Genomic DNA, 21076 nt, shown 5'->3' on the forward strand with positions numbered 1-21076 from the left:
GTGCGCAAGGCTGATATGAAAGCCGAGAAGTGGATCGCCGCGTATGAGAATTGGAACGTCGATATCGGCCTGAGCACCGGCCTGCAGGGTCGCGCACAGATCGGCAAGGGCATGTGGGCCATGCCGGACCTGATGGCAGCGATGCTGGAGCAGAAAATCGCTCATCCCATGGCCGGTGCCAACACCGCGTGGGTTCCGTCGCCGACCGCTGCAGCGCTGCACGCGCTGCATTATCACAAGGTCGACGTGTTCGCCCGTCAGGCCGAACTGGCCCAACGTGCCCGCGCCTCGGTGGACGACATCCTGACCATCCCGTTGGCCGTGAACCCGAACTGGACGCCGGAGCAGATCAGGAACGAACTGGACAACAATGCCCAGGGCATCCTCGGTTACGTGGTGCGCTGGATCGACCAGGGCGTAGGTTGCTCCAAGGTGCCGGACATCAACGATATTGGCCTGATGGAAGACCGTGCGACGCTGCGTATTTCCAGCCAGCACATCGCCAACTGGCTGCGCCATGGCATCGTCACCCAGGACCAGGTGATGGAAAGCCTCAAGCGCATGGCGCCGGTGGTGGACCGCCAGAACGCCAGCGACCCGCTGTACCGTCCACTGGCGCCGGACTTCGACAGCAACATCGCCTTCCAGGCGGCAGTGGAGTTGGTGATCGAAGGCACCCGGCAGCCTAACGGCTATACCGAGCCGGTGCTGCATCGTCGTCGTCGCGAGTTCAAGGCAGCCAATGGGCTGTGATTGAAGGGTAAAACGCAGCACAAGAAAAAGCCCTGATCGAAAGATCAGGGCTTTTTCATTGCAAAATCACCAAGCCCTAGCTGATGCTCTAGTCATTGTGGGATTCATCGGCTCCCACAGACAATTTTAAAGATCCATCCCCAGCTCATGCTTGACCAGACCCAGCAATTTTTCCGTATCAATAGGCTTGAGCAAAAAATCCACTACGCTCAGGTGCATCGCTTCGATGGCGTCCTTCACGTCGGCATCGCCGGAGACGAGGATGATCGGCAGCGCTGCCCGCTCCGACTCACGGACCAGGCGGACCAGTTCAAGGCCATCGACATTGCCCATACGCAAGTCAGTGATCAATAGGCCAATCGACGGCTTGGTTTCCAGCAACTTGAGCGCCGTTTCACCGCTGGCGGCGGTCATGCAGTGAATGCCGTCCAGGGCCAGAATTTCCGATAGCAGCTCACGAGCGTCCTTGTCGTCATCGACAATCAAGACTCGTTGCGGCGGCAGGTCGGGTTCCAGCATGACGGCACTCAGCGCCTCGCGCTCGGCGTCACTCAAAATATCGTGGTCGGACATGATGCTCTCTACGTTCTTTAATCGATCCCCTGGCACAGTGGTCAGACATCGTTCTGCGTCGCTTCAATGTGCACTTCGTCGGATTTTTTTCCAAGTACATTTATTGCAGGCTTCGGATAGACCACACGAGGGATTTTTCTATCGTTCCCAGCCTTTTGCGTTGACCTAGACTTACGTCCAATGGGCACCCTACCCTCAGGGGTTGACCATGGGGACAGATCCGACCACAACAATTCAAAAAAGACTGCGCCATGGTTATGAAAAAAACGGACGCCTTTACCCAGGCTGGGAAAACCGCGGTGTTGCAGAACATCCAGGGAACGCTGCAATTCCTTCAGCGTTTTCCCCCGTTCAACCAAATGGAAAACGCTCACCTGGCTTATCTGGTGGAGCAATGCCTGCTGCGTTTTTACGCACCGGGGGACACCATCATCAAACCGGCCGACGGCACGGTGGAACACTTTTATATCGTCAAGCAGGGCCGGGTCGTGGGCGAGCGTCCGCATTCGGCAAAAGGTGGCACCGAAACCACCTTCGAAATCACCACCGGCGAATGCTTCCCCCTTGCCGCGCTGCTGGGCGAGCGGGCCACGCGCACCGAACACCGTGCCGGCGAGGACACCTTCTGCCTGCAGTTGAACAAGCAGGCATTCATCAAGCTATTCGCCCTGTCGAGCCCGTTTCGTGATTTCGCGCTGCGTGGAGTTAGCAGCCTGCTCGACCAGTTCAATCAGCAAGTCCAGCAGAAGTCCGCGCAAACCCTCGGCACCCAATACTCCCTCAACACCCGGCTGGGCGAGCTGGCGATGCGTCATCCGGTGAGTTGCAACCCCGACATGCCCCTGCGCGAAGCCGTGAAACTGATGCACGAACAGCAGGTCGGAAGCATTGTGGTGGTGAACGAGCAAAAAGCGCCGGTAGGGATTTTTACCCTGCGCGACCTGCGGCATGTGGTCGCCGACGGCTCCGGGGATTTTTCCGAAGCCATCGCCGCGCACATGACCCCGACACCCTTCTATCTCTCGCCGGACCACAGCGCCTTCGACGCGGCCATCGCCATGACTGAGCGCCACATTGCCCATGTTTGTCTGGTCAAGGACCATCGCTTGTGCGGCGTGGTGTCCGAGCGCGATCTGTTTTCCCTGCAGCGGGTCGACCTGGTACATCTGGCACGGACCATCAGCAGCGCTCCGAAAGTCGAGACCCTGGTGGCCCTGCGCGGCGAGATCGGTCAATTGGTCGAGCGCATGCTGGCCCATGGTGCGTCGTCGACGCAGATCACCCAGATCATCACACTGCTCAACGACCACACCGTGTGCCGGGTCATCGAACTGACCCTGGCCGACAAGGGTGACCCGGGCGTGCCGTTCAGTTGGTTGTGTTTCGGCAGTGAAGGCCGGCGCGAGCAGACCCTGCACACCGACCAGGACAACGGCATCCTGTTCGAAGCCCGGGACGCCGCCCATGCGGCGCAGATCCGCGGGCTGCTGCTGCCCATCGCCCAACAGATCAACCAGAGCCTGGCCCTCTGTGGTTTCACCTTGTGCAAGGGCAACATCATGGCCGGCAACCCGGAGCTGTGCCTGTCCCGCGCCGAATGGGCCCGGCGCTTTGCCGCATTCATTCGTGAAGCGACGCCGGAAAACCTATTGAGCTCGAGTATCTATTTCGACCTGCGGGTGGTCTGGGGCGATGAGCAAGGCTGTGAGCAGTTGCGCCAGCAAGTGCTCGAACAGGTGGCCGATAACCGTTTGTTCCAGCGCATGATGGCCGAGAACGCGCTGCGTCATCGTCCACCGGTGGGACGCTTCAGGGATTTCGTGCTCAGCCGCAAGAACGGCGAAAAAGCCACCTTGGACCTGAAAGTGCAAGGCCTGACGCCTTTTGTCGACGGCGCTCGCCTGCTGGCCCTGGCCAATGGCATCGAAGCCAACAATACCCTGGAGCGCTTGCGGCAACTGGTCATCAAGGACGTGATCCAACCGCTCGATGGCGCGGCCTATGAAGAGGCCTACCACTTCATCCAGCAAACCCGCATGCAACAACATCAACTGCAGACCCGCGAAAACCTGCCCTACTCCAACCGGGTCGACCCCGACAGCCTTAATCATCTGGACCGGCGCATTCTGCGCGAATCCCTGCGCCAAGCCCAACGGCTGCAAAGCAGCCTGACGCTGAGGTACCAGTTGTGAGCATTTTTTCCTGGTTACGCCCGGTCCAACCGATGTTGCCTGAAGACGTGCAACAGCGCCTGGAACGCCTGCCGGCCCCCGCGCCCCTGGGTGAATGCAGCCTGAGGGAGCAACGCTGGGTGGTGCTGGATCTGGAAACCACGGGGTTGAACCTGAACAAGGATCAGGTGCTGTCCATCGGTGCGGTGGTCATAGAAGACGGCGCCATCGACTTCAGCCAACAGTTCGAACGCACCTTGCAATGCGACAAGCAGAAGCTGGGACCCAGCGTATTGATCCATGGCCTGGCGCCGAGTGAAATTGCCGCCGGCAGCGACCCCGCCGAGGCGCTGCTGGCGTTCATGGAATTCGTCGGCGACAGCCCTCTGCTGGCATTTCATGCGCCGTTCGACTCCCACATGCTGGGGCGAGCACTGAAGGATTACCTCGGTTATCGCTTGCAGCATTCGTTTCTGGATGTCGCTGACCTGGCGCCGATGCTCTGCCCTCAAGCGCACCTGCGCAAGGCCGGCCTGGACGACTGGATCGACTGGTGCAAATTGCAAGTCTTCGACCGTCATAACGCCAGCGCCGACGCCCTGGCCACCGCCGAATTGGCGCTCATTCTGTTCAGCCGTGCCCGTCAGCAGCAGATCCATAGCCCGCTTGAGCTGCAACAGCACCTGAGCCAATGGAAGCGACGGCAACGGGCGCCTTCGCTTTAGCCCAAGGTGGTTGACCTGTGGGAGCAAGGCTTGCCCGCGATGCAGGCGACTCGGCCTGGCTGCCAGTCCCGGCGATGCCATCGCGGGCAAGCCTTGCTCCTACAGACTCACCTGAACCCGCGGATCGTGCTCCGACCAGCGCCAATTGCTTTCTCTCCCCCGCCTCTGCGACAATCGCGAACAATTCTCGTTACTTAAAACGTCGGTGATGCTTCGTGTCGTCAGTCCCAAGCCCCCACAGTGATCTGGTTGGTGCGTTGTACCGTGACCATCGCGGGTGGCTATTGGCATGGCTGCGCCGCAACGTGGCCTGCCCGCAGCGGGCCGAAGATCTGAGCCAGGACACCTTCGTGCGCCTGCTGGGCCGGGAGGAACTGACAGCGCCCCGAGAGCCCAGGGCGTTTCTGGTGGCGATCGCCAAGGGACTGCTGTTCGATTATTTCCGTCGGGCGGCGCTGGAGCAGGCCTACCTCACCGAGCTGATGCTGATCCCGGAAAACGAACAGCCGTCGTTGGAAGAGCAGCAACTGATCCTCGAAGACCTCAAGGCTATCGATCGGCTGCTTGGCAAATTGTCGAGCAAGGCCCGCGCCGCCTTCCTCTACAACCGCCTCGACGGCCTCAGCCATGCAGAAATCGCCGAGCGCCTGGGGGTTTCCGTGCCCCGGGTGCGGCAGTACCTGGCCCAGGGCATGCGCCAGTGCTACATCGCGCTTTATGGTGAGCCGACATGAGCACGCCTTCTTCCAAACCCGTCTCGACCGGGGTTCTGGATGCGGCCATTGCCTGGCAACTGTCCCTGGACTCAGGCGGCGGTAGTGCCCAGGAGCGGGAAGCGTTCGCCCAATGGCATGCCGCCGACGAAGAACACGCCCGGGCCTGGCGGCAACTGGGCATGCTTGACCAACGCTTCAGTGTCGCCAACGGCCCTGGGCGAGCCGCGTTGTTGCAATCCAGAGCAAACATCCGTCGCCGGGTGCGCAAGCTCGGTAGCAGCCTGGCCAGCATTGTTGCAGTGATCGGCCTGGCGTTGTTTGCCGGAGATCGTTACTTGCCGCTGGATTACTGGCTGGCCGACCAGCGCACCGCCACCGGCGAACAACGCGTCCTGCGCTTGGCCGACGGCACGCTGATCAACCTCAACACCCACAGTGCGCTGGACGTGCGTTTCGATGACAAGCAGCGCCGCATTGTCCTGCAAGAAGGCGAGATCCTGGTGGAAACCGGCCACAACGACCCGCGTCCGTTTATCGTTGAAACCCGCGAAGGCAACATGCGCGCCCTGGGCACCCGTTTTTTGGTCAAGCGAGAAGCAGAAGGCACGCGCCTGAGCGTGTTGAAGTCGGCAGTGGCGGCGCATCCGCAGGCCACCGACGAAGAGCAGATCCTGCGCGAAGGCCAGCAGGTGTTGATGCGTCGCGACGGCCTCGGGCCGACGATGGCCCTGAATCCGGGTGCCGATGCCTGGACCCGCGGCATGCTGGTGGTGGACAACGCCCGCCTCGAAGACCTGGTCCATGAGCTGGGACGCTATCGTCGCGGCTACCTGGGTGTCGAGCCACAGGTGGCAGACCTGCGCATCACTGGCAGCTTCCCGCTGCACGACACCGATCTGGCACTCAGCGCCCTGCTCCCGACCTTGCCGGTACAGGTCGAGCATCACACGCGCTGGTGGGTGATGGTGGGGCCGAGGGCCGAGACCAAGCCTTGAGGCCCCATCGCGAGCAGGCTCGCTCCCACATTTGATCTTCAGTGATCCGCTGTGGGAGCGAGCCTGCTCGCGATGAAGCCGTCCCGATCCGAAGACCCGTTGGACACCTCACCCCAACCTGAATCTAAATTATTTTCATCCAGCCCTATCACTTTTGAATTTTCATCCGGCACCAAGGCAATTGAGAAATATTTCCATTCAGGAGCCGCCGTATGTCCCGCCCGCTAGACACCCTGTTGCGCCCCAGTCTGTTGGCCGTTGCCATCGCTTTTGCCGCCCCGTTGGTCAGCGGCCCGTTGCTGGCCGCCGAACAAGCCTCGAGCGTGCGCACCTACAACCTGCCCGCCGCACCATTGGCCAGCACCCTGAACCAGATCGCCAGTCAGGCCGGGCTCGCCCTGAGTCTGACCCCGTCCCTGGCCTCGGGCAAAACCTCGGCACCGGTCCAGGGCCAGTTCGATGCCATTGGCGCATTGCGTGAGGCGTTGCGCGGCACCGGTCTTCAGCTGCAACAAAGCAGCGCCGGCACCTACAGCCTGGTGGCCGTGCCCGAAGGCGTCATGGCTTTGCCGGAAACCAGCGTGATCGGCGCCGGCCTCAGCGAGACCGCGTGGGGTCCGACCGATGGCTATGTCGCCACTCGCACGGCAGCCGGCACCAAGACCGATACGCCGATTGTCGAACTGCCGCGCTCGGTTTCCGTGGTCACACGCCAGCAGATGGAAGATCGCTCGGTCCTCAACCTCAATGACGCCCTGCGCTACACCGCTGGCGTGCAGAGCAGCGGCTACGGCTCGGACTCACGCAACGACTGGCTGCTGGTGCGCGGTTTTGTACCGACGCAGTTCCTCGATGGTCTGCCGCTGCCCAAGGGCAACTACGTCACGCCGAAAATCGAGCCCTGGAACCTCGAACGCATCGCCGTGCTGCGTGGTCCGGCGTCTTCGATCTACGGCCAGACGCCACCCGGCGGCATGCTGGACATGGTCAGCCGTCGCCCGCAAGCTCAAAGCAGCCACGAGGTCGAACTGCAAGCCGGCAGCTACGAACACAAGCAGATCAACTTCGACAGCACCGGCAAGGTCGATGACGAAGGCCAGTTCCTGTATCGGGTCAGCGGCACGGTGCGCGACAGCAACGCCCAGGTCGATCACATCCCGGACAAACGCTACAACATCGCCCCCAGCCTGACCTGGAACATCAACGACGACACCCGTCTGACCTTCCTGTCTCAGTACACCCGCGACGACACCGGCATCACCGGGCAATTCCTGCCGCTGCAAGGCACCAAGCTGTCGTCGCCGGCCGGCAAGATTTCCCACCACAAAAACCTGGGTGACCCGGACTGGGAATTCTACGACCGCACCTACTACGCCCTCGGTTATGCGTTTGAACATCGTCTGAACGACACTTGGCAGTTCCGCCAGAACCTGCGCTATACCAAGAGCGACCTGGAGTTTCAGGGTGTCACTGCGGGCGGGCAGATCTGGCCGGCCGGCCCCGACGAAGCGGTCAGCGCCGACGGAACCGTGCAGCGAACAGCGGGTATCGTCGATGAAGACGTCAGCCAGTTCGCCGTGGACAACAACTTCCAGGCCGACTTCCAAACCGCAGCCCTGAGCCACACCTTGTTGCTGGGCCTGGATCACCAGCGCTCCAACAGCAACTCGCGCTGGCTGTGGGGCTCGACTGGCGTACCGGCCAGCAATATCCACAACCCGACCTACGGACAGGATTTCTCCAACGTCCAGTACTTCACCATGTACGACTACAACCAGAAGACCCAGCAAACCGGTCTCTACATCCAGGACCAGATCGCCCTGGACAACTGGCGTCTGACCCTCGGTGGTCGTGAAGACTGGATCCACACCGGCACCGAGTTCCACAACCAGGCCGGCGCGACCAACACCCAGCGCGACAAGAAATTCAGCGGTAACGCGGCGCTGAGCTACGTCTTCGACAATGGCGTGACGCCGTACATTTCTTTCGCCCAGTCCTTCCAGGCAGCGGCCGGTACCAACGTCAACAGCACCGATGCATTCAAGCCGACCGAAGGCGAACAGTACGAAGCGGGCATCAAGTACCAGCCACCCGGCACCAAAACCCTGCTGACGGCGGCGGTGTTCGACCTGACCCAGAAAAACAACTCTGTCACCGAAAACAACGTCACCCGCCAAGTGGGTGAAGTACAGGTACGTGGCCTGGAGTTGGAGGCCTCGGGCGACGTGACCGACAACCTGAAGCTCATCGGCTCCTACACCTACAACGACAGTGAAATCACCAAAGGCACGACGGCGGAAAAAGGCAAGCGCATGGCCCAGGTGCCGCGTAACCAAGCCACCGCCTGGGCGGACTACACCTGGCACAACGGCCCGCTGGACGGCTTTGGTGTCGGTGCGGGTGTGCGTTACGTCGGCGACACCTATGGCAACACCACCAACACCGACTGGGGCCATGTCGGTTCCTATACCGTGTATGACGCCTCGGCCCATTACGACCTGGGTCGCCTGAACAACTCGCTCAAAGGGGTATCGGTGGCGGTGGATGCAAAAAACGTCTTCAACAAGGACTACCTGTCCACGTGTGACGGTTTCTACTGCTACTACGGCGATCAACGCAGCGTCGTCGCCAGCGTGAATTACAAATGGTAAACGGTTAGCATTTGCGTAAACCTTTTGAAGGGCCACCTGTGGCCCTTTTTGCATTCGGATCAATCATGAAAAGCAAAACCATCCGTCGCTGGTCCTTCGTCCACACCTGGACCAGCCTGATCTGCACGGTATTTCTGCTGATGCTGGCAATCACCGGGCTGCCGTTGATTTTTCATCACGAAATCGAGCATCTGCTGGGCGACGCCCCCGAGCTTCGCGAAATGCCGGCCGACACACCGCCATTGGACCTTGCGCAACTGGTGGAAAAAGCCAAGGCCCATCGCCCCGGTGAGGTGGTCCAGTATTTTGGCTGGGACGAGGATGATCCCAACGGTGTCATCACCATCATGGCGCCGACGCCGGGCACCGAACCCAATTCCTCCCACACGTTCATGCTCGATGCCCGCACCGGCGAGGCCCTGGAAATGCCCTCGGCCAACGGCGGTTTCATGATGGTGATGCTGCGCCTGCATGTGGACATGTTCGCCGGCTTGCCAGGCAAGTTGCTGTTGGCGTTCATGGGCCTGTTGTTCGTGATCGCCATCGTTTCCGGTGTGGTGTTGTACCTGCCGTTCATGCGCCGCCTGAAATTCGCCACGGTGCGCCAGGACAAATCCACGCGCCTGCGCTGGCTCGATTTGCACAACCTGATCGGCGTGGTCACGCTGGTCTGGGCGCTGACGGTGGGCGTGACCGGCGTCATCGCGGCGTGCGCCGACCTGATCATCGCCGCCTGGCGCAATGACAGCCTCAGCGCCATGGTCGAGCCCTATCGCGACGCCCCGCCGCTGACGCAACTGGCCCCGGCGACCCGCTTGCTGGACATCGCCAAAGAGGTTGCGCCGGGCATGGAGCCCAGCTTCATCGCCTTCCCCGGTACACTGTTTTCCAGCGAACACCACTACAGCGTGTTCATGAAAGGTGACACCCACCTGACCTCCCATCTGCTGACACCCGTATTGATCGACGCCAGCACCCTGGACGTCACCGCCGTGGCTGAACGGCCGTGGTACATGGATATGATGAGCCTGTCCCTGCCGCTGCACTTCGGCGACTACGGCGGTCGGCCGATGCAGATTTTCTGGGCGACCCTGGACGTGCTGACCATCATCGTCCTCGGCAGCGGCGTCTACCTGTGGCTCGTGCGGCGAAAAGCGGCCAAGCGCGCAGCGGTCGCAGCGCAGGTGGTCTCGTGAGGCCCCGGCAGTCGAGTTTCTGGAAAGTGTTTGGTATTCCCGTGGCAATCGGCGTGCTGAGCGCGGCGGGGTTGTTTTCGGCATTGCTCGGCGATGGGGCCTGGGATGCCGTGAGTTGGGTGGGTTTGGGCGTGCCGACGGTGCTGGGAACCTGGGGGCTGATCAAACGCAGATAACTTCAGCCCGACGCGGACCCAATGTGGGAGCGAGCCTGCTCGCGATGGCGGTGAACCAGTCACATTGATATCGACTGACACTGCGCTATCGCGAGCAGGCTCGCTCCCACACTGGCATCCAATCGGCCTCGCCAGCCGCCTTGGAACTGTCTAGGCTAAGCCCTTGCCCGTTAATCGAGGATACCTGCATGTCGGCCCCCAGCATGACGTTGTTCCACAACCCCGCTTCGCCTTTCGTGCGCAAGGTCCTGGTGCTGCTGCACGAAACCGGCCAGCAAGACCGCGTGGCGTTGCAGCTCAGCCAGCTCACGCCGGTCAGGCCGGACCAGGCACTCATTGATGACAACCCCCTGAGCAAGATCCCGGCCCTGCGCCTGGCCAATGGCAATGTGCTCCACGACAGTCGCGTCATTCTTGATTACCTCGACCACCAGCACGTCGGCAATCCGCTGATTCCCCGGGACGGCGCAGCCCGGTGGCGACGCCTGACCCTGGCGTCCCTGGCTGACGGAATCATGGATGCCGCGGTGATGATTCGCTACGAAACCGCCCTGCGACCTTCAGAAAAACACTGGGCCGAGTGGCTCGATGCGCAACGAGACAAGATCCGCCGCGCCCTGGGCATGCTCGAAGCCGAGGCAATAGCCGAACTGGCCTGCCATTTCGACATTGCGTCCATCAGCGTGGCCTGCGCCCTGGGTTACCTGGACCTGCGCCATCCCGATCTGGAATGGCGCAAGGCCAATCCACAATTGGCAGCGTGGTTTGCCGAAGTGAGCTTGCGGCCTTCGATGGTCGAGACAGTGCCTAGAATCTAGCCCTGCGTTAGCCATACTGGCCTTGTCGCGGGCAAGCCTTGCTCCCACATAGACCTTGCTCCGCCTGTGGGAGCAAGGCTTGCCCGCGATGGCAGCGCAGCGGATCCAAGGGAAACAACTGCCCTATGCGCGTCACCAGCACTGCTCGCCATTGCCGGTCCTCGCGCAACCCCAGCGACCGGCTCATTTCACCTCTCCCAGATCGAACGTCATCGCAGCCGTCGGCTTCGCTCCCACCCGGTACCAGTCCAGCTTACGGGTCAATACCATGAACACACCGAGCAGACCGAACAGCAACAGCGAGCCCATCAGCAACGCGTAGTCCTCGGCACTCAACAATCCATAGAGCAAACCGTACAAGCCCGCCAACCCCGCCGAAAACCCCAGGCCGTGGCTCACGCTGCGCAACACATGACAGACATAGAACCCGATCAGCAGCACACAGGCGCTGGCTGACAGCAAATACGCCAGGGCAAAACCGATGTGTTCCGACAGGGACAGCAGCAACAGGTAAAAGAACGCCAGAGCCACGCCTACCAAGGCGTACTGGACCGGATGCACCGCCAGGCTCTTGAGCACTTCGAAGAGAAAGAACCCGGCAAACGTCAACGCTATGAACAGCAGTGCATATTTGATCGCCCGGTCGCTCTTGAGGTATTGGTCCACCGGGTCGATGAAACTCACACCAAAGGCACGGCTGCGAAACGCTTCACAGCCATCGCTTGGCTCGCAGGCTTGCAAGGTTTCCAGCAGGTTGGTAGAGAAAAACGAGGTCTGCCAGTCGGCACTGAAGCCCTGCTCATTGATGTCGCGCTGGGTAGGCAAGTAGTTGCCGATAAAGCTGGGGTGCGGCCAGTCGGCCGACAGGTGCACTTGGGTGGACTTACCTACCGGCAGAATCTGGAACTGACCGGTGCCTTGCAGCCGCAGGTCGAAACCGAAGGTCAGCTCAGTGCTGCCCTGGGCCGTGACCATTGGCAGCGGCACATGCACGCCCTGCCCCAGCCAGCCGATCCGCGAGCCGGGCAGGAAATCGACGGTCTGCTGGTTGAGCTTCAGGGTCAGTGCATTCTCGATACCGCGGATGTCGCTGATGCCCACGCTCAGATAGGGCTCGTCAAAGCGGTAGTCGGCAAAATCCTTGGTGGCCACGCCGAAACGCTCAGGCACCTTGAAGTGGCCGTCGATCCGGTTGTCGGCATGAAACAACCGCGCCTCGTAGATCCCGCGTGCACGGGTTTCTGTGCGGATCTGGCCGTCGACGTCCAATTGCTCCGGCAGAAAATACAACTCACCGCTTTGCTCGACGGTTTCCAGGAAACGCGCGCCGGTCTTCTCGTTGGTATTCCAGACCCGCACATCCTTGCGAAACGGCACCACGATCATCGGCCCGATGAGTTGCTGGCTGTGACTGGAACTGCGGGCGATGTCCTGCAGTACACCGTCGCGCAGTTCCTGACGCTCGTCGATGAGGCCGTTGATCATCAACAACGGGATCATCAGCAGGAGGATCAATAGGGCAATCATGCCCAGTTTTACGGCGAGGCTGCGGTTCATGTGGGGCTCTCCCTGTTCGAATGAGGGAGAGCTTGAGCCGGCTGTGTGCTGGGGTTATGGAGAGATTGTGGAGATTGTGTGGAGACTGCCCAAGGCTCGCTCCCACAGGGTTGTGTTCTGTCAGGCGGCAGAGGCGGTTTCAAGGCAACCGCAAAACCACCTCAACCCCACCCTCGACATTGCCAATACTGAACTCCCCGGCATGCAACTGCACCACTTCCTCCACAAAGTTGAGGCCCAACCCGGTGCTCTTGCGACCGCTGTCAGGGCGCGGCAGGGAGTAGAAGCGTTCACTCAGACGCGGCAGGGCGTAGGCGGGAATCGGTTCGGCCTGATTGAACAGCCGGATCTCGACGCGGTTGCCGACACGCTCGGCACTCATGCGCAACAACCCGTTGACGGGCGTGAAGTCCAGGGCGTTTTCCAGCAGATTGCCCAGGGCCTGACGCAACAGAAACGGCTCTCCCGTCAATGTCAGGTCCACGGCAATGTGCCGCTCGATCCGCAACTGCCGGCTTTCGATCCAGCCACTGCGGGCCTCCAGCAGCTCGTCCATCAATGCCGCCAGCGGCACGGCAACCTCTTCTTCCAGTCCCTGTCGCTGCTCGACCTGGGCCAGGTTGAGCAAACGCTCGATCAACTGCTGCATGCGCACGCTTTCGTTGTCGATGTTGCTGACGAAACGCAGACGCTGGGCCGTCGGCATGTCGCTCTGCAGCAACTCGGCGGCACCACGGATTGCCGCCAGCGGGCTCTTGAGTTCGTGAGTCAGGGTGTGCACGTAGCGCTCGACGTAAGCCTTGCCTTCCAGTTGGGTGCGCATGTGTTCCACCGCACCGGCCAGTTGCTCGAACTCGCCACCGCGATAATGCGGCACCTCTACCCGTTGCCCTTGGCTGACGGCCTCGGCATAAACAGTCAAACGCCGTAGCGCCGCGCTCAGCCACCACGACAACAAGGCGCCCAACAGCAGCCCCAGGCCGATCAACCCGGCGCCGTAAGCCAACAGGCGCCGCTCGGTGCGGTCGACATAGGGTTGCAGCGAACTGTTGGGCTTGGCCACGGTGACCACGCCGATAATCCGGCCGTTGTCGCGAATCGGCGCGCCAACGTGCATCACCGAAGACGTCGGATCATCGGCAACGCTGCGGGTCGAGCGTGCGCCGTATTGCCCGCGCAGGGTCAGGTAGACGTCGTTCCAGCGCGAATAATCCTGGCCCACCGCCACACCGCTGGAGTCGAGCACCACAATCCCCTTGGCGTCCGTGACGTAGATGCGATGGTTGACCTGGTTCTTTGGCAACCCCCAGATCGATGCTGCAGGCTGGCGCTCACCGTAAGCCTTGAGCAGTTGCGGCCAGCGGTTCTGGTTGAGGGTGCCGGCCTTGAAATCGTCCCGCAGGATCTCGGCCATCAGGTTAGCGGTGTCCACCAGGGTTTCTTCGGTGGACTGGCGCACGCCGGGGCGTATTTCTTCCATCACTGTGTTGAGGACGAAATACCCGGTCAAACCGATGAACAGCACATACACCAGGAAAATCCGGATGCCCAGCGACATCAGCTATGTCCCGGGCTGTAGCTGTAGCCGAGGCCACGGTGAGTCTGGATAGGTTCAGCCTCGGCCCTGACCAAGCGCAATTTGGCGCGCACGCTCTTGATGTGGCTGTCGATGCTGCGCTCGTAGCCGGCATCACTGGCCACACCCAGGGCGTCGAGCAGTTGTTCGCGGCTGAACACACGCTCGGGTTGCTCCAGCAGACAGTTCAACAGGCGGAATTCGTGACGGGTGAGGTTCAGCGGTCGGCCACGATAGTGGATCTGCACCCGCTCTGTGTCGACCTGAAATAGCCCGGCGCCCAGATCCGTGGGCGGTCGCGGCGCGACGCGCTTGAGGATGGCGCGGACCCTCGCCGCCACTTCCCGAGGGCTGAACGGTTTGACCACATAATCGTCGGCCCCGATCTCCAGCCCCACTACCCGGTCGATCTCAGCATCCCGGGCTGTAAGAAAGATGACCGGAACGTCGCTGAAACGTCTGAGATTTTTGCACGTCTCGAATCCACTGATATCCGGCAGGCCCACGTCGAGGATGATCAGGTCCGCCGGGGTGCTTTTCTGATGCTCAAGCGCAGCCGCGCCAAGGCTCAGCCAGGTGGTGCCGAAACCCTCCCCTTGCAGGGCAAACACCAGCGTATCGGCAATGGCGGCTTCGTCTTCGACAATCAGAATGTGAGGCATGGCGTCCGCGCCCGACAGTAAAGTTGCCGGAACGGTGCCCCAACCCCGGGGGCACGTCAATCAGGGAAATCAGCAGTCGGGCTTGTCAGCGGTAAAACGTCGGGCCGGGTTCACCGCCGCATCAAACTCGCGCAGGGCCTTGGCGCCGATCAGCAGCGGGTAGTTGAAGCTGCTGCGGTCCGTCAGGTTGACCTCAACGGTCCGCTTGACATCACCCAGGCACATTTCAAGCTCCACCACCGGACGTTTGCTGGGGGCAGCCGATTCGTCGTCTTCATCTTCTTCCGAACGGGTCTTGATCTTGCTGATGCGTGCGACCTTGTGCTCAAAGAGCTTGTTGCTCGCGCCTTTGGTCGCCAGGCGGAAACGCACCCAGTCCTCGCCGTCGCGGGTAAAGGTTTCTATGTCCTTGGCCGACAGCGAGGCCGTCAGGGCGCCGGTGTCCATCTTGGCCTTGAGCACCTCACCGCCGATTTCCGGCAGCGCGATGTATTCGTAGCGCCCGTACAGGGTCGGTTCGGCGGCCAGCACTGGAAGGGCCACCAGGGAAAGCAGAGCGAGAAGGGATTTCACGTAATGGACTTCCTTTGTATGGGTGGGCAGCGGGATTTTAGACCGTGGGCTGTGAATTCGTTCGGTTGGCGTCAAGAACATCTCTGCCGGGGAAAGGGGGTCTGTGGGAGCAAAGCTTGCTCGCGATACGGCCACCACGGTTCCAGAGAAATAGCGTTACTTTCATCGCGAGCAAGCTTTGCTCCCACAGATCACTTCGCTCGCCACAGGTTGCTCGTTTCACCTCGATTTGGCCTGCCGCCCGAAGCTGCTTATCATGGCCCGCCCACCTGTTTGCAAGAGTTATTTATGCGCCGCCTGCTCACCGGCTGTTTTGTCACCCTTCTGCTGTTGCTCAACACCCTGGTGCTGTTCGGGCCGTTGATGGTGTTCGCGTTGCTCAAACTGGTCCTGCCCGGGCGTCTTCGCGACTGCGCCTCGTGGGCAGTGATGTGGATCGCCGAAACCTGGGCCGAAATCGACAAACTGATCTTCGCCCTGTGCATTCCCACCCGCTGGGAAATACGCGGCGGCGGCGACTTGCGCCGCGACACCTCCTATCTGGTCATCAGCAATCACCAGTCCTGGGTCGACATCCCCGCGCTGATCCAGGCCCTCAACCGGCGTACGCCGTTCTTCAAGTTTTTCCTCAAGAAAGAGTTGATCTGGGTACCGTTCCTGGGGCTGGCCTGGTGGGCGCTGGATTACCCTTTCATGAAACGCTACACCAAGGCCTTCCTGGCAAAAAATCCGGAGCTGGCAGGCAAAGACTTGGAAATCACCCGTCAGGCCTGCGAGCTGTTCAAGCGCCAACGAGTCACCGTGGTGAATTACCTCGAAGGCACACGCTTCACCGCCGCCAAGCGCCAACAGCAACAGTCTCCCTTCACACACCTGCTCAAACCCAAGGCCGGTGGCGTGGCATTCGTGCTGGCGGCGCTGGGCGAGCAACTGGACGCGGTGCTGGACGTGACGGTGGTGTACCCCCAGGAACGGACGCCGGGGTTCTGGGATTTGATCAGCGGTGCGGTGCCGAAGGTCATTATCGACATCCAGACCCGCGAGCTGGACACGGCGCTGTGGCAGGGCGATTACGAAAACGATCCGGTGTTTCGCCAGCATGTCCAGAACTGGGTGAACCAGCTCTGGATCGAAAAAGATCAGCGCATCGCCGCCTTGCGCAGCGAGCGCGACTGATCAGATACCTGCGCCGGCCCCCCAGATGCCACCCAGGTTCTGCAGCAGCGAGCTGGCCACACCCTGCTGGCCGAGGTATTCAAGGATCACCGGGGCAAACTGGCCGATCATGCCGCTGTCCATGCCCAGCGCGCTGAAGGCGTTGTTCAGGTCGTGGGTGTCCTTGACGTTACCCAGCAGGCCGTCGAGCAAGGCGTTCTTGTCCGACCCGCCACCGAGCAAACCGCCCAGGCCACCCAAGCCATTCAGCCCACCGATAGCGTTGTTGCCAGCGATCTGATCCAGGCCCGGCACGCTTTTGCTCAATTCGGAAAACTGCGGCTCACTGAGTCGGTTCTTCGCCAGCCCCAGCATCGCACCGGCACCGCCGATGGCCTGTTCCGGGGTGATCTTGAGCTCCGAGCCCAGGGTATTGAGCAACCCGGCGGCTTGCGGCGCAGCTGCCACCGCGCCCTCCCCCGGCTGATCGCCCTGCATCGCCGCCACCGCATTGGCCGCATCACTGAGGCTGAACTGCGCGAAGGCCGGGCTGCTTGCCAGCGCGAGCAGGCAAGACAGTGCAAAACCTCGTGAAACCTTCATCCGGGACATCCTCTTGAGCATGAAAAAACCGCTCATAAAGAGCGGCGTAAAGCGTGCGTTGGACTGGGGTCCAGGGGGATTGTTCCCTGCTGCCCTGCTCATCGCCCCCAAGCCCTCGACGTCCTCCACGACTTCGGTATTGCCTACTGTCAATGTTGACAGTAGGCAGCTGTTCATACGGACTCTAAGCTGCAGCCGTGACAACGAAAAACAAGGCTATGGGCAAACCACAGTCCCTGTGCCTTTCTTCATTCGGGCAAGCAGGAAGAATAAAAATGAACGACCGAATCAAAGGAACCGTTAAATGGTTTAACGATGCAAAGGGCTATGGCTTCATTACCTGCGGCAAAGGAGGCGAGGAGTTGTTCGTTCATTACTCGGCAATAGCTGGCGAGGGTTATAAAACATTGAAACAGAAACAGACTGTTTCGTTTGAAATCGAGATGGGTGATAAAGGCATGCAGGCTCTGAGAGTGACGCCGGAATAACCCTCGGCTCACTCAGATCCTTTCCCTGAAACGTCGCATGAAAACCCGCAAGGCTATTTCCTTTTAGTCTGACCCACTGTCATTTCTGACAGTAGGCCCAAGCACGACGCTCAGCGATCATCGTTGCTCCAATCAACAAGCGAGTACCTGAAATGCGCGGTTTAATAGTTTGCATACTTTCCGTCGCTGGACTCCTGGGCGTGACCCATGCTGCGAACGCAACAAGCTGTCCCGCCGTAGGGGAAATTGTGTTTCGTTTAATGCCAGAGACCATTCCTGGCCGACCGGTCTACGAGGAGTATTCTGTGAAGGACTCCTCTGGAAAAGTTATCTGGCGGGGCGAGGCCGTGGGCCCTAACTTTCTACAACCGATGTACCAAATGACGTTAACAACGCCCACGCCTGTAGCAAACACCTGCTTATATAGTTACCGGGAGCAGTATGTGGATGAGGGCCCTCCTCCTCAGCAGGCTTGGAGGAATAAACAGCTGACACTCAATAAACAACCTTGAGGGCAACCTATCAAATAAAAAGGGCGACATCACTGTCGCCCTTTTTCCGTCTTGCCTACCGCTTAGGCCGCACTGAACATCTTGTGCGGATCGATCACAAACTTCTTCGGTACGCCTGCATCGAACTCGCCGTAGCCTTTAGGCGCGTCGTCCAGGCTGATGACCTGTACGCCGACGATTTCGGCGATGTTGATGCGATCCCACATGATGGCTTGCATCAGTTGGCGGTTGTACTTCATCACCGGGGTCTGGCCGGTGTGGAAGCTGTGGGACTTGGCCCAGCCCAGACCGAAACGGATGCTCAGGCTACCCATTTTTGCCGCGGCATCGACCGCGCCCGGGTCTTCGGTGACGTAGAGGCCGGGGATGCCGATCTTGCCGGCTACGCGAACCACACCCATCAACGAGTTGAGCACGGTGGCCGGAGCTTCGTGCTTGACGCCTTCATGGCCGTGACCACGGGCTTCGAAGCCCACAGCGTCAACGGCGCAGTCGACTTCCGGTTCGCCCAGCAGCGCGGCGATCTGTTCGTGCAGCGGGGTGTCTTTGGACAGGTCGGCGATTTCAAAACCCTGGGCCTTGGCGTGGGCCAGGCGGATCGGGTTGACGTCACCGATAATGACCACAGCGGCACCCAGCAGGCGGGCGGAAGCGGCAGCCGCCAGGCCAACCGGACCGGCACCCGCGATGTAGACGGAGCTGCCAGGACCAACGCCGGCGGTGACGGCGCCGTGGTAGCCGGTCGGCAGGATGTCGGACAGGCAGGTCAGGTCGCGGATTTTCTCCATGGCCTTGTCGCGGTCCGGCAGCTTCAACAGGTTGAAATCCGCGTAGGGCACCAGCACGTATTCGGCCTGGCCGCCGGTCCAGTCACCCATGTCCACATAACCGTAGGCACCGCCGGCACGGGCCGGGTTGACGGTCAGGCAGACGCCGGTGTGTTGTTCTTTGCAGGAACGGCAGCGCCCGCAAGCCACGTTGAACGGAACAGACACCAGGTCGCCGATCTTCAGGTTTTCGACGTCGTTGCCCTTTTCGATCACTTCCCCGGTGATTTCGTGGCCCAGGACCAGGCCGGTCTGAGCGGTGGTGCGGCCGCGCACCATGTGCTGGTCGGAGCCGCAGATGTTGGTGGATACCACGCGCAGGATGACGCCGTGCTCGATCTTCCTGCCACGCGGGTCCTGCATTTTTGGATAGTCGATTTTCTGTACTTCGACCTTGCCGTTGCCGAGATACACGACACCACGATTGCCAGACATGCTTTCACCTCGCTGTTGTTTTTATGAAACTGCGTTGCCCAGGCAGGCAGCGCGTTGATTGCTCGGGTAGTGCTTGTGTCTTGTTTCTTTGTTGTCTGTAAGGGCCTCATCGCGAGCAAGCTCGCTCCCACAGTGGATTGTGGGTGTCATCAGAATCTGTATAACGACGCAGATCCTGTGGGAGCGAGCTTGCTCGCGAATGGGCTGCGAAGCGGCCCCAAAAATCTAAAGAACGACCGTGCGATTGGCGTTCAAAAACACCCTTTTCTCAATGTGATACCCCACCGCCCGGGCCAGGGTCAGCCCTTCGATGTCCCGGCCCTTGGCGATCAGGTCTTCGGGATAGTGGCTGTGGTCCACCACTTCCACGCCCTGGGCGATGATCGGGCCTTCGTCCAGGTCGTTGTTGATGTAGTGCGCCGTGGCGCCGACCAGTTTCACGCCTTTGTTGTAGGCCTGGTGATACGGCTTGGCGCCCTTGAAGCCCGGCAGCAGCGAGTGATGGATGTTGATCGCCTTGCCGTCGAGCTTGCGACACAGCTCCGGCGACAGCACTTGCATGTAGCGGGCGAGAATCACCAGCTCGGCGCCGGTGTCTTCGATCACCTGCCACACCTGCCGCTCCTGGGAGGGCTTGTCGTTCGGGTCCAAGGGGAAATGGTAGTACGGAATCTGGTGCCAGTCGGCCAGCGGCTTGAGGTCCGGGTGGTTGGACACCACGGCCACGACGTCCATGGACAACTGGCCGATGCGCTGACGGTAGAGCAAGTCGTTGAGGCAGTGATCGGCCTTGGAGACCATGATCACCACTTTGGGCCGGTAGTTGGGTGGCGTCAGTTCGAAGATCATGCCAAAGGCTTGCGCACGTTCGGCCAGGCCGGCCCGGAAGTTTTGCTCATCAAAACCGTCGGGTTGGCGGAACTCCACACGAATGAAAAAACGAGCTGAGAGCCGGTCGTCGAAGGAATGATGCTCGGTGACGTAGCAGCCCTGCTCGAACAGAAAGCGCGTCACCGCGTCCACCGTGCCGAGCACGCTGGGGCAGTCGGCAGTCAAGATCCATGTGTCTGGGGCGCGGCTCATTGCAGTGACTCCTGTGGCGAGGGGATTTATCCCCGTCGGGCTGCGAAGCAGCCCCAAAAAGCTTGATGTGATCGGCCTGACGTACTGAGGTGGCAGGTTTGGGGTCTGCTGCGCAGCCCAACGGGGATAAATCCCCTCGCCACAAAAGGACAGCGTCCAACCCTAGTCAGGCCTGCACGCTCAACCCATACTCAGCCGCGGCATCCTGCAACCACAGCCACCAGTAATCGGAGAAGCTGCGGCGAATCACCAGTTCCCAGGTGTCTTCGCCCGTGTGGCGGATCACCAGTTGCGACTTGGCGAACACCGTGCCCACGGCCTTGCCCACCGGGAAATTGCTTGGGTGTACGTCATAGCTGGTGGATTTCATCAGCACGTCGCGCACATTCGGGCCGGACAGTTCGAGGATCTGCTGACCGCCGCTGACGTTGACGATCTGGATATGCAGATCGCCCAGGGCTTCGCGCAGGTTTTTCTCGGCGGCAAATTCTTCGCCACTGGGCACCACCAGCAGCCACTCGTCCGGGCCGAGCCATTGCAGGCTGGTTTCGCCCTTGACGATGACGGTCAGCGCGCCCGGCAGCTCCAGGCCCAGGGCCTTGTGCACGCCAGCAGCGAACGCAGGGTCATGACCATCGCCACGGATGGTCAAGTGGCCCAGGAGTTTCTTCTCGCGCACGGTCACGCCGGCGTTCTTGCGACCCTTGCCCACCAGGCTGGCGAGGTCGGCATGGTGCAGCGACGACTCGGCCTTGGCCCCGGTGGTTGGGCGTTGTTGGTACACGTTGACTGCGGTCATATGGAGCACCTGTCTCGTAGATTGATCGTTCC

Annotated in this window: 19 protein-coding genes and 1 pseudogene; 11 read left to right on the forward strand and 9 right to left on the reverse strand. The window is 60.8% G+C overall.

Annotated elements, in window-relative coordinates:
* Positions 1 to 753 (forward strand): annotated as a pseudogene (locus tag GSM73_RS27885) (malate synthase G); the annotation flags it as partial.
* Between the two features lie 126 nt (positions 754 to 879).
* On the opposite strand, the gene GSM73_RS23185 reads toward GSM73_RS27885, so the two are convergent.
* Positions 880 to 1326 carry a response regulator gene (locus tag GSM73_RS23185; protein WP_047228125.1) on the reverse strand — a complete coding sequence of 149 codons (447 nt, stop codon included), beginning with the start codon at positions 1324 to 1326 and terminating at the stop codon, positions 880 to 882.
* Between the two features lie 257 nt (positions 1327 to 1583).
* Between GSM73_RS23185 and GSM73_RS23190 the strand changes: the two genes are divergently transcribed.
* The 8 genes from GSM73_RS23190 (at position 1584) to GSM73_RS23225 (ending at position 10774) form a co-directional block, all read left to right on the forward strand.
* Positions 1584 to 3518 (forward strand): putative nucleotidyltransferase substrate binding domain-containing protein, encoded by a 1935-nt coding sequence (locus GSM73_RS23190; RefSeq protein WP_305468590.1) that lies wholly within the window; start codon positions 1584 to 1586, stop codon positions 3516 to 3518.
* A complete protein-coding gene (locus tag GSM73_RS23195; protein WP_047228127.1) occupies positions 3515 to 4222 on the forward strand; it encodes a PolC-type DNA polymerase III in 708 nt (235 codons plus the stop codon). Before GSM73_RS23190 ends, GSM73_RS23195 begins: the two co-directional genes overlap by 4 nt.
* A gap of 215 nt (positions 4223 to 4437) precedes the next feature.
* Entirely contained in the window at positions 4438 to 4956 is a 519-nt protein-coding gene (locus tag GSM73_RS23200; protein WP_092400806.1) for an RNA polymerase sigma factor, read from the forward strand.
* Positions 4953 to 5933 carry a FecR domain-containing protein gene (locus GSM73_RS23205; RefSeq protein ID WP_047228129.1) on the forward strand — a complete coding sequence of 327 codons (981 nt, stop codon included), beginning with the start codon at positions 4953 to 4955 and terminating at the stop codon, positions 5931 to 5933. The genes GSM73_RS23200 and GSM73_RS23205 overlap by 4 nt, the downstream gene beginning before the upstream one ends.
* Before the next feature lie 212 nt (positions 5934 to 6145).
* Complete coding sequence (locus GSM73_RS23210; protein WP_160893940.1) at positions 6146 to 8584, forward strand: TonB-dependent siderophore receptor; 2439 nt, start codon at positions 6146 to 6148, stop codon at positions 8582 to 8584.
* Positions 8585 to 8649: 65 nt separating this feature from the next.
* Complete coding sequence (locus GSM73_RS23215; RefSeq protein ID WP_076383410.1) at positions 8650 to 9780, forward strand: PepSY domain-containing protein; 1131 nt, start codon at positions 8650 to 8652, stop codon at positions 9778 to 9780.
* Entirely contained in the window at positions 9777 to 9956 is a 180-nt protein-coding gene (locus GSM73_RS23220) for a hypothetical protein (protein WP_076383409.1), read from the forward strand. The genes GSM73_RS23215 and GSM73_RS23220 overlap by 4 nt, the downstream gene beginning before the upstream one ends.
* Positions 9957 to 10144: 188 nt before the next feature.
* Positions 10145 to 10774, forward strand: a complete 630-nt coding sequence (locus GSM73_RS23225) for a glutathione S-transferase (protein ID WP_160893943.1) — start codon at positions 10145 to 10147, stop codon at positions 10772 to 10774.
* 183 nt (positions 10775 to 10957) lie between these two features.
* Here GSM73_RS23225 and creD read toward each other — a convergent pair whose 3' ends face one another.
* The 4 genes from creD to GSM73_RS23245 form a co-directional block, all read right to left on the reverse strand.
* Positions 10958 to 12331: a cell envelope integrity protein CreD gene (gene creD, locus GSM73_RS23230; protein ID WP_160893945.1), complete on the reverse strand. Its 1374-nt coding sequence runs from the start codon at positions 12329 to 12331 to the stop codon at positions 10958 to 10960.
* Between the two features lie 139 nt (positions 12332 to 12470).
* Entirely contained in the window at positions 12471 to 13889 is a 1419-nt protein-coding gene (gene creC / locus GSM73_RS23235; RefSeq protein WP_160893947.1) for a two-component system sensor histidine kinase CreC, read from the reverse strand.
* Positions 13889 to 14569: a two-component system response regulator CreB gene (creB, locus tag GSM73_RS23240; protein WP_076383405.1), complete on the reverse strand. Its 681-nt coding sequence runs from the start codon at positions 14567 to 14569 to the stop codon at positions 13889 to 13891. The genes creC and creB overlap by 1 nt, the downstream gene beginning before the upstream one ends.
* Positions 14570 to 14638: 69 nt before the next feature.
* The gene (locus GSM73_RS23245) at positions 14639 to 15142 is read right to left on the reverse strand and encodes an ATP-dependent zinc protease (protein WP_047228137.1); all 504 of its coding nucleotides are present in this window, start codon (positions 15140 to 15142) and stop codon (positions 14639 to 14641) included.
* Between the two features lie 288 nt (positions 15143 to 15430).
* Between GSM73_RS23245 and GSM73_RS23250 the strand changes: the two genes are divergently transcribed.
* Positions 15431 to 16318 (forward strand): acyltransferase, encoded by an 888-nt coding sequence (locus GSM73_RS23250; RefSeq protein ID WP_160893949.1) that lies wholly within the window; start codon positions 15431 to 15433, stop codon positions 16316 to 16318.
* On the opposite strand, the gene GSM73_RS23255 is transcribed toward GSM73_RS23250, so the two are convergent.
* Positions 16319 to 16900, reverse strand: a complete 582-nt coding sequence (locus GSM73_RS23255; RefSeq protein WP_047228139.1) for a DUF2780 domain-containing protein — start codon at positions 16898 to 16900, stop codon at positions 16319 to 16321.
* Positions 16901 to 17175: 275 nt separating this feature from the next.
* On the opposite strand from GSM73_RS23255, the gene GSM73_RS23260 reads away from it, so the two are divergent.
* Positions 17176 to 17388: a cold-shock protein gene (locus tag GSM73_RS23260; RefSeq protein ID WP_076383403.1), complete on the forward strand. Its 213-nt coding sequence runs from the start codon at positions 17176 to 17178 to the stop codon at positions 17386 to 17388.
* A gap of 574 nt (positions 17389 to 17962) precedes the next feature.
* Here the strand turns inward: GSM73_RS23260 and fdhA are convergent.
* The 3 genes from fdhA to GSM73_RS23275 form a co-directional block, all read right to left on the reverse strand.
* Positions 17963 to 19162, reverse strand: coding sequence for a formaldehyde dehydrogenase, glutathione-independent (gene fdhA, locus GSM73_RS23265; RefSeq protein ID WP_047228141.1), 1200 nt, complete (start codon positions 19160 to 19162; stop codon positions 17963 to 17965).
* Positions 19163 to 19387: 225 nt separating this feature from the next.
* On the reverse strand, positions 19388 to 20245 hold the full coding sequence (gene purU, locus GSM73_RS23270; protein WP_160893951.1) for a formyltetrahydrofolate deformylase: 858 nt from the start codon (positions 20243 to 20245) through the stop codon (positions 19388 to 19390).
* Between the two features lie 166 nt (positions 20246 to 20411).
* Positions 20412 to 21044: a sarcosine oxidase subunit gamma gene (locus GSM73_RS23275; RefSeq protein WP_076383401.1), complete on the reverse strand. Its 633-nt coding sequence runs from the start codon at positions 21042 to 21044 to the stop codon at positions 20412 to 20414.
* Positions 21045 to 21076: the final 32 nt, after the last annotated feature.

Origin of the sequence: Pseudomonas sp. PICF6 (assembly GCF_009831705.1) — a bacterium.
Classification (GTDB): Bacteria; Pseudomonadota; Gammaproteobacteria; order Pseudomonadales; family Pseudomonadaceae; genus Aquipseudomonas; species Aquipseudomonas rhizophila.

Excerpts from the sequence above, each read along its gene's own strand:
- GSM73_RS23185 (WP_047228125.1), bottom strand. The coding sequence starts at position 1,326 with ATGTCCGACCACGATATTTTGAGTGACGCCGAGCGCGAGGCGCTGAGT.
- GSM73_RS23190 (WP_305468590.1), top strand. The coding sequence starts at position 1,584 with ATGAAAAAAACGGACGCCTTTACCCAGGCTGGGAAAACCGCGGTGTTG.
- GSM73_RS23205 (WP_047228129.1), top strand. The coding sequence starts at position 4,953 with ATGAGCACGCCTTCTTCCAAACCCGTCTCGACCGGGGTTCTGGATGCG.
- GSM73_RS23210 (WP_160893940.1), top strand. The coding sequence starts at position 6,146 with ATGTCCCGCCCGCTAGACACCCTGTTGCGCCCCAGTCTGTTGGCCGTT.
- GSM73_RS23215 (WP_076383410.1), top strand. The coding sequence starts at position 8,650 with ATGAAAAGCAAAACCATCCGTCGCTGGTCCTTCGTCCACACCTGGACC.
- GSM73_RS23225 (WP_160893943.1), top strand. The coding sequence starts at position 10,145 with ATGTCGGCCCCCAGCATGACGTTGTTCCACAACCCCGCTTCGCCTTTC.
- creD (WP_160893945.1), bottom strand. The coding sequence starts at position 12,331 with ATGAACCGCAGCCTCGCCGTAAAACTGGGCATGATTGCCCTATTGATC.
- creC (WP_160893947.1), bottom strand. The coding sequence starts at position 13,889 with ATGTCGCTGGGCATCCGGATTTTCCTGGTGTATGTGCTGTTCATCGGT.
- creB (WP_076383405.1), bottom strand. The coding sequence starts at position 14,569 with ATGCCTCACATTCTGATTGTCGAAGACGAAGCCGCCATTGCCGATACG.
- GSM73_RS23250 (WP_160893949.1), top strand. The coding sequence starts at position 15,431 with ATGCGCCGCCTGCTCACCGGCTGTTTTGTCACCCTTCTGCTGTTGCTC.
- GSM73_RS23255 (WP_047228139.1), bottom strand. The coding sequence starts at position 16,900 with ATGAAGGTTTCACGAGGTTTTGCACTGTCTTGCCTGCTCGCGCTGGCA.
- GSM73_RS23260 (WP_076383403.1), top strand. The coding sequence starts at position 17,176 with ATGAACGACCGAATCAAAGGAACCGTTAAATGGTTTAACGATGCAAAG.
- fdhA (WP_047228141.1), bottom strand. The coding sequence starts at position 19,162 with ATGTCTGGCAATCGTGGTGTCGTGTATCTCGGCAACGGCAAGGTCGAA.
- purU (WP_160893951.1), bottom strand. The coding sequence starts at position 20,245 with ATGAGCCGCGCCCCAGACACATGGATCTTGACTGCCGACTGCCCCAGC.
- GSM73_RS23275 (WP_076383401.1), bottom strand. The coding sequence starts at position 21,044 with ATGACCGCAGTCAACGTGTACCAACAACGCCCAACCACCGGGGCCAAG.